Source organism: Nostoc sp. JL31, from assembly GCF_017114965.1.
Taxonomy (GTDB): Bacteria; Cyanobacteriota; Cyanobacteriia; order Cyanobacteriales; family Nostocaceae; genus Nostoc; species Nostoc punctiforme_A.
Genome location: NZ_JABXKO010000021.1, coordinates 18,656 through 33,559 on the forward strand (window position 1 = coordinate 18,656; position 14,904 = coordinate 33,559).

The 14,904-nt window shown below is 39.7% G+C and carries 14 protein-coding genes and 1 pseudogene; 9 read left to right on the top strand and 6 right to left on the bottom strand.

Annotated elements, in window-relative coordinates; translation table 11 throughout:
* The first annotated feature begins 247 nt into the window (after window positions 1–247).
* Window positions 248–697, top strand: coding sequence for an anti-sigma regulatory factor (locus tag HWQ43_RS03465; RefSeq protein WP_094348589.1), 450 nt, complete (start codon window positions 248–250; stop codon window positions 695–697).
* Window positions 698–751: 54 nt separating this feature from the next.
* Here HWQ43_RS03465 and HWQ43_RS03470 read toward each other — a convergent pair whose 3' ends face one another.
* Complete coding sequence (locus HWQ43_RS03470) at window positions 752–1,030, bottom strand: DUF6439 family protein (RefSeq protein ID WP_292730277.1); 279 nt, start codon at window positions 1,028–1,030, stop codon at window positions 752–754.
* 122 nt (window positions 1,031–1,152) lie between these two features.
* On the opposite strand from HWQ43_RS03470, the gene HWQ43_RS03475 reads away from it, so the two are divergent.
* Entirely contained in the window at window positions 1,153–1,515 is a 363-nt protein-coding gene (locus HWQ43_RS03475) for a hypothetical protein (protein WP_292730279.1), read from the top strand.
* A gap of 2 nt (window positions 1,516–1,517) precedes the next feature.
* Window positions 1,518–2,909 carry an asparagine--tRNA ligase gene (asnS, locus tag HWQ43_RS03480; protein ID WP_292730282.1) on the top strand — a complete coding sequence of 464 codons (1,392 nt, stop codon included), beginning with the start codon at window positions 1,518–1,520 and terminating at the stop codon, window positions 2,907–2,909.
* A 121-nt stretch (window positions 2,910–3,030) separates the two neighbouring features.
* Here asnS and HWQ43_RS03485 read toward each other — a convergent pair whose 3' ends face one another.
* From HWQ43_RS03485 to HWQ43_RS03500, 4 genes are all read right to left on the bottom strand, one after another.
* Window positions 3,031–3,816 (bottom strand): Rpn family recombination-promoting nuclease/putative transposase, encoded by a 786-nt coding sequence (locus HWQ43_RS03485; protein ID WP_292730285.1) that lies wholly within the window; start codon window positions 3,814–3,816, stop codon window positions 3,031–3,033.
* A 114-nt stretch (window positions 3,817–3,930) separates the two neighbouring features.
* Window positions 3,931–4,368, bottom strand: coding sequence for a hypothetical protein (locus HWQ43_RS03490; protein ID WP_292730288.1), 438 nt, complete (start codon window positions 4,366–4,368; stop codon window positions 3,931–3,933).
* Window positions 4,369–4,544: 176 nt separating this feature from the next.
* Window positions 4,545–4,709, bottom strand: coding sequence for a hypothetical protein (locus HWQ43_RS03495; protein WP_292730291.1), 165 nt, complete (start codon window positions 4,707–4,709; stop codon window positions 4,545–4,547).
* Window positions 4,706–6,454, bottom strand: a complete 1,749-nt coding sequence (locus HWQ43_RS03500) for a protein kinase (protein WP_366932775.1) — start codon at window positions 6,452–6,454, stop codon at window positions 4,706–4,708. Before HWQ43_RS03500 ends, HWQ43_RS03495 begins: the two co-directional genes overlap by 4 nt.
* Before the next feature lie 402 nt (window positions 6,455–6,856).
* Here HWQ43_RS03500 and HWQ43_RS03505 point away from each other — a divergent pair, with 402 nt between their 5' ends.
* Complete coding sequence (locus HWQ43_RS03505; RefSeq protein ID WP_181927876.1) at window positions 6,857–7,165, top strand: NIL domain-containing protein; 309 nt, start codon at window positions 6,857–6,859, stop codon at window positions 7,163–7,165.
* 77 nt (window positions 7,166–7,242) lie between these two features.
* Here HWQ43_RS03505 and HWQ43_RS03510 read toward each other — a convergent pair whose 3' ends face one another.
* Window positions 7,243–7,920, bottom strand: coding sequence for a response regulator transcription factor (locus tag HWQ43_RS03510; RefSeq protein WP_012407592.1), 678 nt, complete (start codon window positions 7,918–7,920; stop codon window positions 7,243–7,245).
* Window positions 7,921–9,025: 1,105 nt separating this feature from the next.
* Here HWQ43_RS03510 and groES point away from each other — a divergent pair.
* From groES to HWQ43_RS03535, 5 genes and pseudogenes are all read left to right on the top strand, one after another.
* Window positions 9,026–9,337 (top strand): co-chaperone GroES, encoded by a 312-nt coding sequence (gene groES / locus HWQ43_RS03515; RefSeq protein ID WP_094348596.1) that lies wholly within the window; start codon window positions 9,026–9,028, stop codon window positions 9,335–9,337.
* 102 nt (window positions 9,338–9,439) lie between these two features.
* Complete coding sequence (gene groL / locus HWQ43_RS03520; protein WP_251960123.1) at window positions 9,440–11,074, top strand: chaperonin GroEL; 1,635 nt, start codon at window positions 9,440–9,442, stop codon at window positions 11,072–11,074.
* A gap of 100 nt (window positions 11,075–11,174) precedes the next feature.
* Window positions 11,175–11,615, top strand: coding sequence for a hypothetical protein (locus tag HWQ43_RS03525; RefSeq protein ID WP_292730303.1), 441 nt, complete (start codon window positions 11,175–11,177; stop codon window positions 11,613–11,615).
* Between the two features lie 12 nt (window positions 11,616–11,627).
* The gene (locus HWQ43_RS03530) at window positions 11,628–14,321 is read left to right on the top strand and encodes an AAA family ATPase (RefSeq protein WP_292730306.1); all 2,694 of its coding nucleotides are present in this window, start codon (window positions 11,628–11,630) and stop codon (window positions 14,319–14,321) included.
* A gap of 22 nt (window positions 14,322–14,343) precedes the next feature.
* A pseudogene (locus tag HWQ43_RS03535) lies at window positions 14,344–14,631 on the top strand (DUF4351 domain-containing protein); the annotation flags it as partial.
* Window positions 14,632–14,904: the final 273 nt, after the last annotated feature.

Below are 14,904 nucleotides of genomic sequence, written 5' to 3' on the forward strand. Positions count from 1 at the left end.
GAGTATGCCAATACTCTCTAAAATTAACAGCATATTCTTAATTTGCTGAGTTTATTATCAAACTTATTCCAGCCGATATATAGGTAAACAATCCCAATTCATAGTTATAGAGCCATGCTCCCTAGCATTTTCAAAATTTAGTTTTAAAGACGCAAGTTTGAAGGCAGCATGACCACCTCAAGTTTTATCAGGGTGACTGTAATAGCAAACTGATGTCTAGCTAACTGAAAGCTATGGGGTTTCTCTTGTGATTACTATTTCACTCCGTCCAGTTGGACGTTATTGGGGCACTATTAGTTTTGCCTCAACCCTCTACCTTTGTCCCATCTTAGACTTATTGTTGGCAGAAATTCCAGCAAGATTACAAGCAGAACTGCGGCTAGGACTTCAAGAAGCCCTAGTAAATGCAGCTAAACATGGTAATAATCTTGATCCGAGTAAAACAGTTGTAGTTCGTTTTTCCGTAATAGATAATCAATATTGGTGGATCATCTCAGACCAAGGTAGTGGCTTTACTCCTTCATCTACTAGTAATGAAGAACCAACAGATTATCTTCCACCAGATGAGTCAGAAAATGGTCGTGGTTTATGTCTTCTGCATCAAATTTTTGATCAGGTAGAGTGGAACCGTAAAGGCACAGAATTGAGGCTTTGTAAACAAATGGAAAATCGCCGGGGATTATCTCTGCGGCGATGATGTATTTAGGAGTTAGAAGTTAAAAGTTAGGAGTTGAATAATAATTCATAACTCCTAACTTTTTCCGTGAGTTGGACAAGGAGGCGCAGAAATAGAGCGATCTAACCAACCAACTGCCTGTTGTAATCTAGCTTGAGCTTCTTCTGGCTGATTCTTTAAAAGATACACGATTGCTGCTGCCACTTGTTCATTAGCGCGGGAATTGCGGTTAGACTTGAGGCGATGCCAATCGTTAGGGGAAATAGTTAACCTTTCCATAAGGGCTTGAGCTAGTTCCAGAGTACTAAGTTCATTCAGTTGACTGGTTTTAGGCAGCTGAGTAGATTGAGACATAATTATGAGTGCTGAGTGCTGTTAGCGGGGCGTTGAGCCAGTGTTGAGTGCTAAGTCAAAACTCATAGTTTTAATTTTGACTATTGGCAGACTCGCCTTTAATCTTAGTTTACTACTTGTACATGAAGCCGCCAAAACAATCACAGTCGTCAGCAGAAAATCCAGAACCAGATTTTGAGCAAGAATTAGAGGAAGTAGAGCGATCGCTCCTATCCTTAAAAGAACGTTACGATCAAGTGCAACGCGATCGCCAACAACAGGCACAATGGCAACAGCGCCGCGATAAATTAAAGCACAATAAATCTCAGACACCAGAAATCAAAGCAGAGTTACGGCAAATTCAACGGCAGTTGGAAATGCTAGAACTAAACTTAGAAAGCCAGTTATTTTCTTGGCGTAGTCTCAAAAAACCTTTCTGGCAAGTAGTCCGCTTTGGTGGAATGGGCGTTATCATAGGCTGGATATTAAAGTCTTATGCTGGATAAATATGGTAAATCGACGGATTGCAGAAATATTGCGAAGTGGCCAACCTGATGAGTCTCTCCAAGTGCAAGGCTGGGTGAGGACAAAACGTGAGTCAAAAGGATTTGCTTTTATCGAAGTCAATGACGGCTCATCGCTAGCTAATTTGCAAGTCGTCATTAATCAGGATTTGCCAGATTATGAAGCTATATTAAAAAAATTGAATACGGGTGCTGCTGTTGAGGCTACAGGGGTACTAGTGGCTTCTCTCGGTAAAGGACAGAGGATTGAGTTAAAAGCCGAGACAGTGAAAGTTTACGGCGAAGCTGATCCCGATACATATCCCCTGCAAAAGAAACGCCATTCCTTTGAGTTTCTGCGAACCATTGGACATTTGCGATCGCGCACTAATTCTTTTGGCGCAGTTTTTCGCGTCAGAAATGCTTGTTCGACAGCAATTCACCAATTTTTCCAACAAAGAGGCTTTTTGTGGGTACACACACCCATCATCACTGCTAGCGACTGCGAAGGCGCAGGTGAACTATTTAGCGTTACCAGTTTAGATTTAAAGAATATTCCCCGCACAGATAATCAAGCAGTAGATTACAGCCAAGACTTTTTTGCTAAACCCACATATTTAACAGTTAGCGGCCAGTTGGAAGCGGAAGTGATGGCGATGGCGTTTAGTAACGTCTACACTTTTGGGCCTACCTTCCGTGCAGAAAATTCCAACACCTCGCGCCACCTAGCAGAGTTTTGGATGGTTGAGCCAGAAATGGCTTTTTGTGATCTAGAAGGCGATATGGATTTAGCAGAGGCGTTTCTCAAACACATTTTTAAATATGTGTTGGAAACTTGCCCAGAAGATATGGAATTTTTCAATGAACGCATTGATAAATCTGTATTGGCAACAGCCGAGAATATTATTAATAATCAGTTTGAACGCTTAACTTATACAGAAGCTATCAAACTTTTAGAAAAAGCTGATGTTAAATTTGAATATCCTGTAAGTTGGGGTTTAGATTTACAATCAGAACACGAACGCTATCTAGCTGAACAATTATTTAAAAAGCCTGCGATCGTTACAGATTATCCAGCGCAAATCAAAGCTTTTTATATGCGCTTGAACGACGATGAAAAAACCGTCCGCGCAATGGATATTCTCGCACCCAAAATTGGCGAAATTGTCGGTGGTTCCCAGCGCGAAGAACGTTTAGAAGTATTAGAAGTCCGCGTGTTAGCGCAAGGATTAAACCCAGAAGACTTGTGGTGGTATCTTGATTTGCGTCGTTATGGTACTGTTCCACACGCTGGTTTTGGGTTGGGTTTTGAACGACTCGTGCAATTTATGACTGGTATGGGAAATATTCGTGATGTGATTCCCTTTCCGCGTACACCACAAAGTGCTGAATTTTAGTTGGAGAATTTTAATCAGGCGATTAGAAATCGCGTCTGCACGGACTTATAAAAACTTTGAAACCCGCTAATGCGGGTTTTGCTTGTATAGGCACGTACTTTTATAAAGCGATTAATTAAAATTAAGGATTTTGAATCTCCTCTTGTAAAACTTGAACTTGCTCAATAGATAATTCAGTAACTTGAGCAATTTGTTCTAAACTCATGCCAATTCGCAACAAATTTAAAGCCAACTTTCTTGTTGTTTCTGCTTTACCTTCTGCTTTACCTTTCGCTTCGCCTTCTTCTAGGATCTGTTGATAAATGACTGATTCGCGCATAATCTCACTCCTTAAAATCTTGCTAATTACATCTTTCTTTAACACCAGACCTGCTAAAATGCCACTGGCAGCAGCTATATTTCTTTGTAGCTGGCGAGCGCTAATTGCTTCAACTGCTTTGGCTACTTGGGTTAATACCATTGTAGGATCGTTTGTTTGACTTAGCACGGCAAAGGGTAATAGACCTGGAATACTCATAAACCTGTCTGTTGGTTGTTCCCACAGACGTATTACTCCAAACTGATGGTAAGTGTTGTTTAATCTAAAACTGTTTTCACTGACTAATTCTGAACTGGTTTTTCTCAAATAGATTACTATTTGACGCATTTCTTTGTTAGGAAAGCGGCGATAAACCCTAACTCGATAATCTAACATCCGAAAGGGGATATCTTCATCAGGGTCGGTTTGAAATTCGGTATGTAGAACTAAATCATCAGATTGCAATAAAATTAATGAATCGGCGCGAATTGGTTCAGATGATAATTCAGTAGGGCTAAGTTCTGTTAATTTAATCGGTGAACCTAGTAACCAAGTTGCCAAGTCATCTTTGAAGTTTTCGGCAATAAATTTACAGATATTGTCATACATGGCAACCTTAAAGTAAGGGTATCGAGTATTTATGAGACAAATTAAATTTTTTGGTGTTGGACTGAGGTAGGGAAACCCAATATTATGTTACTACCTCACTGTTTTAAACACCACCTAATTACCAAGTAACTCTTGTCTACGCCGCTCTTGTTCCTGCTCATCAACACGTTGCTTTACTTCTTCATACTTTAGTGCGGCTGTAAATGCTTCTTCCAAAATTTGTCCACTTAAGTGTTTACTTTCATTTTCATCTCTTAACACAGAGATTATCTCCCTTCTTTGTTTATTGTCCAGGGCTATAAACCATTTTATAAAAGCATTTAATATCATTCTCCTTGAACTAATTTCGTTATGAGAAATAACACATGAAGGGCATACGTACACCAAATAGCAATCCCCATTAAAATGCCTAGAATCTACATCTTGACAAGAAGATATTGCGCTATCTCTAGCAATAGATTTTAACATTGTTTCATCACACTCTTTACTAGATGCATCTTGACTAGCAAGACAATCTAATAACTTTATATCAGGAATATTACTCTCATCCACACTATTATATCCATTATAAAATGCTAGGCTTGCAGCAGCTACAGAAGCAGGATATCCATCAACTAATTCTCCTGAAGAGGCTAACCAAGGAAACTTAGATAAAATTAATAAGTAGTGATATCTATAATCAATGCAAAATGAAACTTTATATCCATTTGATTTGATGCGTGAAAAATTTATTTTTTTGTAATAATCAGGTGAAAATGTATCTTTCTGGCAGCTTCAGCAACTTGGCTAAGTACTTTCATATCAACCTGTGCATCACTTCTCATTGGTGTTAACAACAAAGCCGAGCTAGTTACCAGCAAAGTAATTAAGCTTTTAACTGTGAAATTTATCATTGATTTCCCTCTCTTATTACTTGTTCTAATTCATCGGAAGCTTTAGGTATGGGATATGTAGATTCCCAAGGTTTAGGGATATTAGCCCCATCATCGTTTGTATTTACTGCATTGTTTGGTTGTTTTGTTGAAACTTGTTGCTTAGGTATTAATTGCCGTTTATCTAAGGCTGTTACAGTTGTTTTTGGCTGCTCCTTAGTTTGCAAGTAAACTTGTTTAGCTTTTTCAAGGCTAATTTTTGTCTGTTGCTGTTTATCGGCTTGTTGCCTTTTTTGTGTTATTAAAGCCCTTTTCCTTATATCAGCATTTAACTGTTCTCTTCTTTGCCTCATTTCTCTTTTTTCCCTTATCACAGCTTCTAACTGCTCTCTTGCTGTTCTAACAGCAGCTTCTTTTCTAATAGCCGCTTGTCTTTCTTCCTCGGCTTTTAAAGCAGCCTGAAGTTTTTGTTTTTCTATCTCCCCTATTTGAGATTGTTCGGTTTCTCCTTTGTCAGATGTAGGCAAAGTTAAAGGACTTATTTTAGGTTGAGAGTTAACAGTTAATGGAATTTCAGGAATTTGGTTAACTGGATTAGGAATAGCTACCGGAACATTTTCTACAGGAGAAACAGAAACCGGATTTTTGGTGTTTGGTTGATTAATAGCCGCAATAACAACAGCAAAACATCCCAGTCCTAAACCGATGAGAACTTGCCAAAGTTTTTGGCTTTTCTGAGTCTGCCTAGAAGGCGCATTGACTGATTTAGCTCCACCGACTGATACAGTAGCAACAGAACTAGATGATGCAGCAGATTTAGACCCATTACTTGATTTAATTTTCGTTTGTTGCCATAGTATTCTAGGCATTTGTAACGCTTTTTCAATTTCATTCAATTTATGCAAAATTACTTGCGTATTTTGAGGACGATGATTTGCAGTAGGAGCCATCAAATGGTCGATTAAATCTGCCAAAAGCGGAGAAATATTGAGTGCAGATTTTCGCCAGTGCAACTCGTTAGTCAGAGGGTCATAAATTTCTTTATCCTGGGGTTCCTTACCTGTGAGCAGAAAAATAAAAGTCCGTCCCAATGCAAAAAAGTCTGACTGCTGTACCGAATAACCGTTTTGTTGCTCTGGCGGTGAATAGCCTTGTGAAATAATTCTGGTATGGGAATTTCCCGCCAAAATGGTTGTCGTGACTTGTCGAACTGCACCAAAATCAATTAAGACAAGCTGCCCACTTGGTCGCAGCATGATATTCTGAGGCTTAATATCACGGTGAAAATATTTATGAGCGTGTACTAAAGCGAGAATTTCTACAAGTTGTTTTAGCCAATTGAGAGCTTGAGCTTCAGAAAGACGTTGATAATTACGAAATTCCATCCACTGCTCTAAATTTACGCCTTCAATTTTCTCCATCGCTAAACAGTGCAATGGTACAGAGCTATTTTTAGCTAAAACAGTAAAATAACCATTTGGTTCTACCTTGGGAATACCCGCACTGTTTAGCTGACTCAAAACCTTTGCTTCCTGTTGAAACAGTTCAATGGTTTTGGGGTTATTCTCAGTCAGCACTTTTAAAACTTTAGTTTTCCCACATTCGTCAACTTCAAAAGTGTTACCAAAGCCACCTTGTCCTAGTTGTTTGAGTACCCGATAGCGACCTTGCAACAATATTTCTGACCCACAGTTACGGCAAATAAGGTTGTTTGCATTCACTGCGTCAACAGGTTTTGGGCAATAGGGATTTATACAATAGGTCATTACACAGAAGTAAATATCCTAAAAAATCGATTTTTATTGATATCTAAACAGAGGGCTAAATCTATAAGTTTCTATTAATAGAATTCCCTAAAACTTTGACAAAGTAACATATATAGCACTTGTAACTTCAGTATTAAATTCCATACACAATAAATTAGGGTTACAACAATTGTTGTAACCCTACAGATTAGCTATATTAAATCTGCTCGAAAAGCACTATAGAATAACAATTAACCTTGTAACTACCGAATTATGAGCAATTCTTCACATTTACTACATCTATATTAATGGTTTGCCAAGGTAAATACTTTCTTGCTTGCCTGCGTGGGATAAGTGACGCTAGTGTTAAAAGAAATCGTGCAAAGCAAAACCCTCATCCCAGAAGTCGAGTAGGAAGCTAGAATGGCAATTCCCAATAAACAAGTAAAATCTAATACTGATATTTTAGATAATAGACGCACCCAAACTCGCATCCAGGTTCGTATTCCTAAAGACTTGCATGAGGAGCCAGTCATTTCACGACTGGTTTCTCACTACGGTATCACAGTTATTATTGCTGATGCTCAGGTAAGCGCAAACGTGCCACAATATAGCTGCTTCGATCTGGAACTACGGGGCACTGTTTCCCAGATTGAAAGTGCCTTGACTTACCTGGATGAACTGGATTTAGAAGTTTTGCACCAATCCAGCCCTGAAGAAGATGGTTGGTAAATTGAGTGCTGAGTCCTGAGTTACGAGTGCTGAGTCAAAAACACTCAGCACTCAGGACTCAGCACTCGTTACTGATTTTAGGCCATTTGATTTTCAATCGCCCACCGCGCTAGTTCAGTGCGGTTGTGGAGATTGGTTTTGCCCAACATATTGGACACATGGCTTTCAACCGTGCGCTGACTAACATTGAGTTCTTCAGCAATTTCACGGTTAGCTAAACCCCTAGCAACAAACTGAACTACTTTCAGTTCGGTTGGGGTTAATTGTACATCGAAGGGAACCTGGATACGGGAACCGTTTTCGCCTCCTTTTGCTTGGTGTTCTTTCCAACGGATAGTTTGTTTCAGCGAGGATTCAACTTGCGCTACGAGTTCTTCTGGTTCAAAGGGCTTGACCATATAAACATCAGCACCTTTGTTTAGACCTTTAACTCGGTCTGCACTTTGTCCCTTAGCTGAAAGGAAAAGAACCGGAATCCAGCTGGTGCGTTCGTTTTGCCGGACTTGTTCCACAAAAGTATATCCGTCCATTTCCGGCATCATCACATCGCAGATGATCATGTCTGGAACATCTTGCTCTAAAATTTCCAGAGCTTCACGTCCATTCTCAGCGGTGATGACTTCATATCCCCGGAATTCTAAGTAATCCTTCACCAGCAAGATGAGGTTAGGGTCATCATCAATCAATAGAAGTCGTTTGTGATCTTTCATGCTGGGCTCTTTCATAGCAGTGGCACTTGTCGCGCTTCGGTCCATCAAAGTCTTGAATATTTATCCTCTATGGTGGGTTATTCGAGATGTTGTCCTTTTTCCTACTTAACTTGCCTTTGCTGTCTCGAAGTCTCAAAAATGCCGAGCACTTTCAATAGACTAGTAGCTCGATAGCAAAAGTCCAGCAACGATACGTATAGCAGTAGTATCTATAATGCGCTATTATATATCGCTTTGAAAGGGGCGGGGTAAAAAACACTGATTAAATAATAATCTTTCGGACTCACAAGTAAGTATTGGCTTAAAGATGACCCTACCTCAAAACCAACCCGCACTTTCTTAAAGCTTACTGCCATACCATATCTTTTGGTTGTTAAGCCTCTATGAGGTGTTCACAAGAAACTAGGGAAGTTTCTGGCAAAAGATGGATTGAAAACGCATATTCTCCTACCACCTTATTGCCTATTCAGTGTTCTCGGATAATCCGCAGGGTAACTTCCAGGTTTGCTTGGCGATACCAGACACCATCAGGGTAAACCACCATTATGGGTCTAGAAGAAGAAACACGCAAGCAATTGGCTTTAGTTTTATAGACGCAAATAGAATGACTTTAGTGCGGCTCATCGAGTTTTAAATCTTTAAGTCGCTTTTTTAAGTAATCCCAGAATTCCAGACTAGCTCGTTTTGAGCAGCAATTGTCTGGTCAGCGCAAATAAAAATGTGTCGCTGAATTTTTGCAAGTCCTAAACTTTCTACACAATTACTCAGGATCTTATGTTCCAGGGACTTAGTGGTTTTGGGAATTTGATGGCTGGACTGGATCGCTGTCACTGTATTGTTACTGATCGAGCGGCTCCCTGATTACAGTTCTATAACAATTTGCAAGCTTTGCAAATCAAAGTTGACTGGGTTGACTGGGGAGTGGGGAATAGGGAAGAATTTTCATAACTCTTAATTCTCCACTCCCTACTCTCTTCGTAACTTACAGAACAAAACCCGCAAGGTATAAACAATTAAGCATTTATACTTAAGTACATCTATGACCTTCTAGTTCGGGAACCCGTACTCAAGGCATTCTTGCCATTGGACGCCACTTTTCGGTAAATTAGCACTCAGGAGTTGAGAGTGCTAAACTCTGGAGAAAATAATTATGGCTGCTTTATCTCTAAGCGTTTCTACAGTTAAACCTTTAGGCGATCGCGTTTTCGTAAAAGTGAGCGCCTCTGAGGAAAAGACCGCTGGTGGTCTGTATTTGCCCGATACCGCCAAGGAAAAGCCCCAAGTAGGGGAAGTAGTGGCCCTTGGTCCTGGCAAGCGTAATGACGATGGAAACCGTCAGGAATTGGAAATTAAAGTCGGCGATAAGGTGCTGTACTCTAAGTACGCTGGTACTGACATCAAGCTCGGCACTGAAGAATATGTACTGCTTTCTGAAAAAGATATTTTAGCAGTTGTTATCTAGTGGTCATTAGTCATTGGTCATTAGTCATTAGCCAATGACAAAGGACAAATGACAAATGACGAAGAACAAAAGACAAATGACAAAGGACAACTAAGAATAATTATGGCAAAGCGCATTATCTACAACGAAAACGCCCGTCGCGCCTTGGAACGAGGCATTGACATCCTGGCTGAGGCTGTAGCTGTTACCCTTGGCCCCAAAGGTCGTAACGTAGTCCTAGAAAAGAAATTTGGCGCACCGCAAATTGTTAATGACGGTGTAACGATCGCCAAAGAAATCGAATTAGAAGACCACATTGAAAACACTGGCGTAGCTCTGATTCGTCAAGCTGCTTCTAAGACCAATGATGCTGCGGGCGATGGCACAACCACTGCTACCGTTTTAGCTCATGCGATCGTCAAAGAAGGCTTGCGGAACGTTGCAGCTGGTGCTAACGCAATTTCGCTGAAGCGTGGTATTGATAAAGCTACTGCCTTTTTGGTAGACAAAATCAAAGAACACGCCCGTCCAGTGGAAGATTCCAAAGCCATTGCCCAAGTTGGTGCAATCTCAGCTGGTAATGACGAAGAAGTCGGTCAGATGATTGCCCAAGCAATGGACAAGGTGGGTAAGGAAGGCGTAATTTCCCTAGAAGAAGGGAAATCTATGTTCACCGAGTTGGAAATCACTGAAGGGATGCGCTTTGACAAAGGCTACATCTCTCCTTATTTCGCTACCGACCCTGAGCGGATGGAAGCGGTTTTTGATGAGCCTTTCATACTGCTGACCGATAAGAAAATCGCTTTGGTACAAGACCTCGTACCAGTGTTAGAGCAAGTAGCTCGTGCTGGTCGTCCTTTGGTGATTATCGCCGAAGATATTGAAAAAGAAGCTTTGGCAACCTTGGTAGTAAACCGTTTGCGCGGTGTACTGAACGTGGCTGCTGTTAAGGCTCCTGGCTTTGGCGATCGCCGCAAAGCACTACTAGAAGACATCGCTGTTTTAACTGGTGGTCAACTAATTACCGAAGATGCTGGTCTGAAGCTAGATAACACCAAGCTGGATAGCCTGGGTAAAGCTCGCCGGATCACCATTACCAAGGACAGCACCACAATTGTTGCCGAAGGTAACGAAGCTGCTGTTAAGGCTCGTGTCGAACAGATTCGTCGTCAAATCGATGAAACCGAATCTTCTTACGACAAAGAGAAATTACAAGAGCGTCTTGCTAAACTCTCTGGTGGTGTTGCTGTAGTGAAAGTGGGTGCAGCAACCGAAACCGAAATGAAAGACAAGAAGTTGCGCCTAGAAGACGCTATCAACGCTACCAAAGCTGCTGTGGAAGAAGGTATCGTTCCTGGTGGTGGTACAACTCTGGCTCACCTTGCTCCTGAATTGGAAGTTTGGGCAAAGAGCAATCTTAAGGATGAAGAGTTGATTGGTGCGTTGATTGTCGTTCGTGCCTTACCTGCACCTCTGAAGCGGATTGCTGAAAACGCCGGTCAGAATGGTGCTGTGATCGCTGAACGCGTCAAAGAGAAAGAATTCAACGTTGGCTACAACGCTGCAACAAACGAATTCGTCGATTTGTTGGCTGCTGGTATTGTTGACCCTGCGAAAGTGACTCGTTCTGCTCTGCAAAACGCTGCTTCCATCGCTGGTATGGTGTTGACAACCGAATGTATTATAGTTGACAAGCCTGAACCTAAAGATAGCGCTCCTGCTGGCGCTGGTGCTGGTGGCGGCGACTTCGATTACTAATACTTTGTAATCCCCTGTTTGTAAAAATAGCTGCTTCCCTTGTGGAGGCGGCTATTTTTTTATGTCAAGATTCAGGTGTTTCAAACGAGAAAATAACGAAATGGAAGATTACCAAGCCGCTTTTATGCAGCGTCACCTTGATACTGAAATATTATGTAGAAAGGAATCGGAAAGAAGAGTAGCCGCTATGCACTTTGGAGGTGTAACCATTGAATGTTTATTAAAAGCAATGATTTTTGCTACCTTACCAAAGGGTGCAACTCAGGAATGGAAGACAGATTCTACTAATCCTGGGCATACTATTACTAATCCGGGACATAGTTACACAGAAGCATTAAAGCGGCACAATCGACTTAAATCTAGAATTGATAATTATCCTGAAGTGCAAAAATGGCTTACTGAAGTGGAAAATCCAAATAGCCAAAATTTTATAAATATGCGTTATTGTGTCTTTGAGCCTGATGATGAAAGTTATAAACGCTGGTTAAAAGCTTATCGGAGTCTCAAGGGGTGGTTACAAAAGCAAGCTACTCAACTTTAAAGAGGTGGTCAAATGCAGGAAAGTTGGCAGGTTTTGCTAAAGCAGGAAATTGCAAACCAATATGTGCATAATTCACAAGAATGGGTTGATTTAAATATTTCTACATCAGGTTTATTGAATTTGACTATTGTAAGCGATCGCTTTATTAATTTATCTATTCCTCAGAGGAAAGAAGAAAGTTTTAATTTACTTAAATCACAAGTTCCTCATTTATCTCCTGGGTTTATTTCCTTATATACGCCTCAAGAAGCAGATTCACTAAATCTTTCAGCACCGCAGGCTTTTAATACAGCTTCAGTACAAACTTGGCAAGATTTAGCAATTCAAGCAGCAAATCCGCAAAATCAACCTCAACTTCCCCAGCTTGAACCCAGTTTACCCAGAACCGTAACTTTTTATTCCTTTAAAGGAGGAGTAGGTCGAACTACTGCATTAACCCATGTTGCCTCAATTTTGGCAATGCGTGGTCTTAAAGTCGTAGCTGTGGATTTAGATTTAGAAGCACCTGGGTTGAGTACAGCATTCGACCTCAAGCCACAACCAAAGTATGGAATAGTTGACTATTTTTATGAGCGTTCCTACTTACCAGAAGACGTAGAACCAAGTATTTCAATTGCTGAAATTTTTGGTGAAGTGAAAATCTCTAACGCCACAGGAAGATTATTTGTTGTTCCTGCTGGTTGTCTGAATCTTGATTATGTCTCCAAAGTTGATGATCTTCATGCTACTACTATTATTGATGGAGATCAAAATCTTTGGTCTGTTTTCAAACGTGAAATTTACGAACAATTAAAACCTGATATTATTTTAATTGATTCGAGAACTGGAATCAATCAATGGGGAGCTTTATCATTAATTCAAGCAGCTGACGAAGCAATTATATTTCTTTTTCCTAACGAACAAAATAAACAAGGAATAGAACTGCTAATACAATCCCTGCAATGGGTAAAAAATTTATCCATTAATTTTGTTTTTTCTCCTGTTCCTGATGTTACTGAGATTGGTTTGTCGAAAGTAAAACAAATTTGGTACTCATTGCTGAACAGATTAAATACAGTAACAAATGAAAACTATGAAACAGATGAAGATGAGCCAGATTTAGATAATTCTCAAACTCCAATAGAAAAACTTTTAGTAGTCCCTTATCTTTTGCCAATCGCTTTGGCTGATAGCTATCCTGTACAAGGTATGCAAGATTACTACACAAAAATTGCGAACTTAATTGATGAAAAAACTGATGAACTCAAACGTAGCAATGTTTTAAATACAATAGATCAGCGGTGGAACATTATTGAAAGTCTGCAATTTCCTGAAGTAAATGCTGCTGACCAAAGACAAGATTTGAATCTACTATTTCAGCGCACTACTGATTTTGAAAGATTTTTAGACGATACAACCTGCCTAATTAGAGGGCGAAAAGGCACAGGAAAAACTGCACTTTATTGGCTTTTTCTAAAACACAAAAGTGTTGCTCAAAAACTAGCTCATGGACGGTTGGATAAGACTATATTTTTATCAGCACATGGTAGATTCCAAAAAAGTCGCCCATCTCGTGATGAATTCCAAATCATCCATCAAAGTTTGCAGCAAAATAGTGGCACATGGGAAGCTTTCTGGAGAGCTTATTTACTGCTGAGATGTCATCATGAAAATTTATTTAATTTTCCTAAAGGTAAGAAAGGTGCAAAGTTTAGTGAACTGAAAAAAATTATTAATAATTTACCTATAGAAAGATGGCAGTCTGAATGCACTCAAGCCTTGCTATTATTATCTATTAACTCTGAACTACGGCTCATAGTCAAAGATGCCATAGATATTCTTCTTAATGAAGAAGCCAAAAATAATTCTCAAAAATTGTGGTTTCTTTACGATGATTTAGATGAAGATTTTCCTGAAGTAGGAGGAGTAAGACAGCAAGCACTCACTGGCTTATTCCAATTAGTTCAATCTTGTGATGCTAACAGATTAACAGAAATTAGATTTAAAATTTTCTTGAGAGAAGATATATGGAATCATTTAAGTTTCGACAATAAAAGTCATTTTACTGGACGGGACATTATCTTACAGTGGACTAGGATTGACTTTCTCCGATTAGCACTTCGCCAAGCAATACAATCTGAAGATTTCAAGAATTTGGTTGACCGAATATCTCCTGTTGCTTTTGAAAGTATTGATCAAGCTAGTGAAGAAGCGATTGATAAAGCTTTAGAAATACTTTGGGGAAGTCGTCGCCGAGGTGGAAACAGAGCTAAAAATGTATCTCGATGGGTTTATGAACGATTAACAGACTCAAGTGGCACTACTTTCCCTCGGAGTTTAAGTATATTACTTAAAGGAGCAAAAGAGCAAGAACTAACCTATAAGGGACAATCATCAAGCAAATTCCGTACAGACCGCTTACTTCAAGGAAAATCCCTAGAATTTGGTTTGAAAAAAGCATCAGAAAAGCGATGTGAAGAAATTAAAGAGGAATACCCTGATTTGGCTAAATTTTTTGATTCTCTTAAGGGGAAATTGGCCTTCTTATCTAAAGAACAGTTACAAACAGTATGGGAAGAGTCAGCACATGACATAGCAAATTTTGAAGAATTTGCTTCTTTTTTAGCGGAAATTGGCATTATTGAATGGCGGAAAAAAGAGAAACGCTATAAGGTTGCTGATATCTATGTATATGGTTTTGAAATGGATCGTAGAGGCGCGGTATAAAAATATTGTCGACTTTATTTATATTGCAGTTTGTATAGAAGTTCTCACCGTTTTGAGGTTTGAAAAAGATTTGGTTTGGCAATTTTTACGGGAGGATATTATGAAAGAGTCTGTAATTTATCAAGATATCGTTCAAAAGGAAGCGTTTAAATTGATTAGTCGTCAGCTTAAACGGCGTTTTGGTGATATTGATGGATCATTAGTTGAGCAGGTTCGTAATTTATCCGCTGAACAGTTAGAGGAATTGGGAGAGGAACTGCTTGATTTTTCTGAAATGGCTGATTTGATAGCTTGGTTAGAGCAGCAATAGAGGAATTAATAACAATGATTTACTTTTTAAGCTGCATCATATTTTAGAGATTGAGGCTGCAAGTAGTTTACCGCTTTTATCTTGAGCTTGCAATTTTTGAATAATATGCTCAATAATAATATTCAAATCCTTCCGGCGGCGCATAGAGCGTTTCGGGTCAAGTTGACCGTGTTTTAATAATTCTCTAACCTGTTCTCCTAGCTCAGTTAAGTAAAATCTAAGTTGTTCTTCACCCTGTTTGCGTAAAATTTGCCGACATTCAGTTAGGATAAT

What these genes read in the sequence shown, in the direction of transcription:
- HWQ43_RS03485 (WP_292730285.1), bottom strand. Translation starts at nt 3,816, where the DNA reads ATGTATGACAATATCTGTAAATTTATTGCCGAAAACTTCAAAGATGAC.
- asnS (WP_292730282.1), top strand. Translation starts at nt 1,518, where the DNA reads ATGGTAAATCGACGGATTGCAGAAATATTGCGAAGTGGCCAACCTGAT.
- groL (WP_251960123.1), top strand. Translation starts at nt 9,440, where the DNA reads ATGGCAAAGCGCATTATCTACAACGAAAACGCCCGTCGCGCCTTGGAA.
- HWQ43_RS03500 (WP_366932775.1), bottom strand. Translation starts at nt 6,454, where the DNA reads ATGACCTATTGTATAAATCCCTATTGCCCAAAACCTGTTGACGCAGTG.
- HWQ43_RS03525 (WP_292730303.1), top strand. Translation starts at nt 11,175, where the DNA reads ATGGAAGATTACCAAGCCGCTTTTATGCAGCGTCACCTTGATACTGAA.
- groES (WP_094348596.1), top strand. Translation starts at nt 9,026, where the DNA reads ATGGCTGCTTTATCTCTAAGCGTTTCTACAGTTAAACCTTTAGGCGAT.
- HWQ43_RS03495 (WP_292730291.1), bottom strand. Translation starts at nt 4,709, where the DNA reads ATGATAAATTTCACAGTTAAAAGCTTAATTACTTTGCTGGTAACTAGC.
- HWQ43_RS03475 (WP_292730279.1), top strand. Translation starts at nt 1,153, where the DNA reads ATGAAGCCGCCAAAACAATCACAGTCGTCAGCAGAAAATCCAGAACCA.
- HWQ43_RS03510 (WP_012407592.1), bottom strand. Translation starts at nt 7,920, where the DNA reads ATGGACCGAAGCGCGACAAGTGCCACTGCTATGAAAGAGCCCAGCATG.
- HWQ43_RS03470 (WP_292730277.1), bottom strand. Translation starts at nt 1,030, where the DNA reads ATGTCTCAATCTACTCAGCTGCCTAAAACCAGTCAACTGAATGAACTT.
- HWQ43_RS03530 (WP_292730306.1), top strand. Translation starts at nt 11,628, where the DNA reads ATGCAGGAAAGTTGGCAGGTTTTGCTAAAGCAGGAAATTGCAAACCAA.
- HWQ43_RS03505 (WP_181927876.1), top strand. Translation starts at nt 6,857, where the DNA reads ATGGCAATTCCCAATAAACAAGTAAAATCTAATACTGATATTTTAGAT.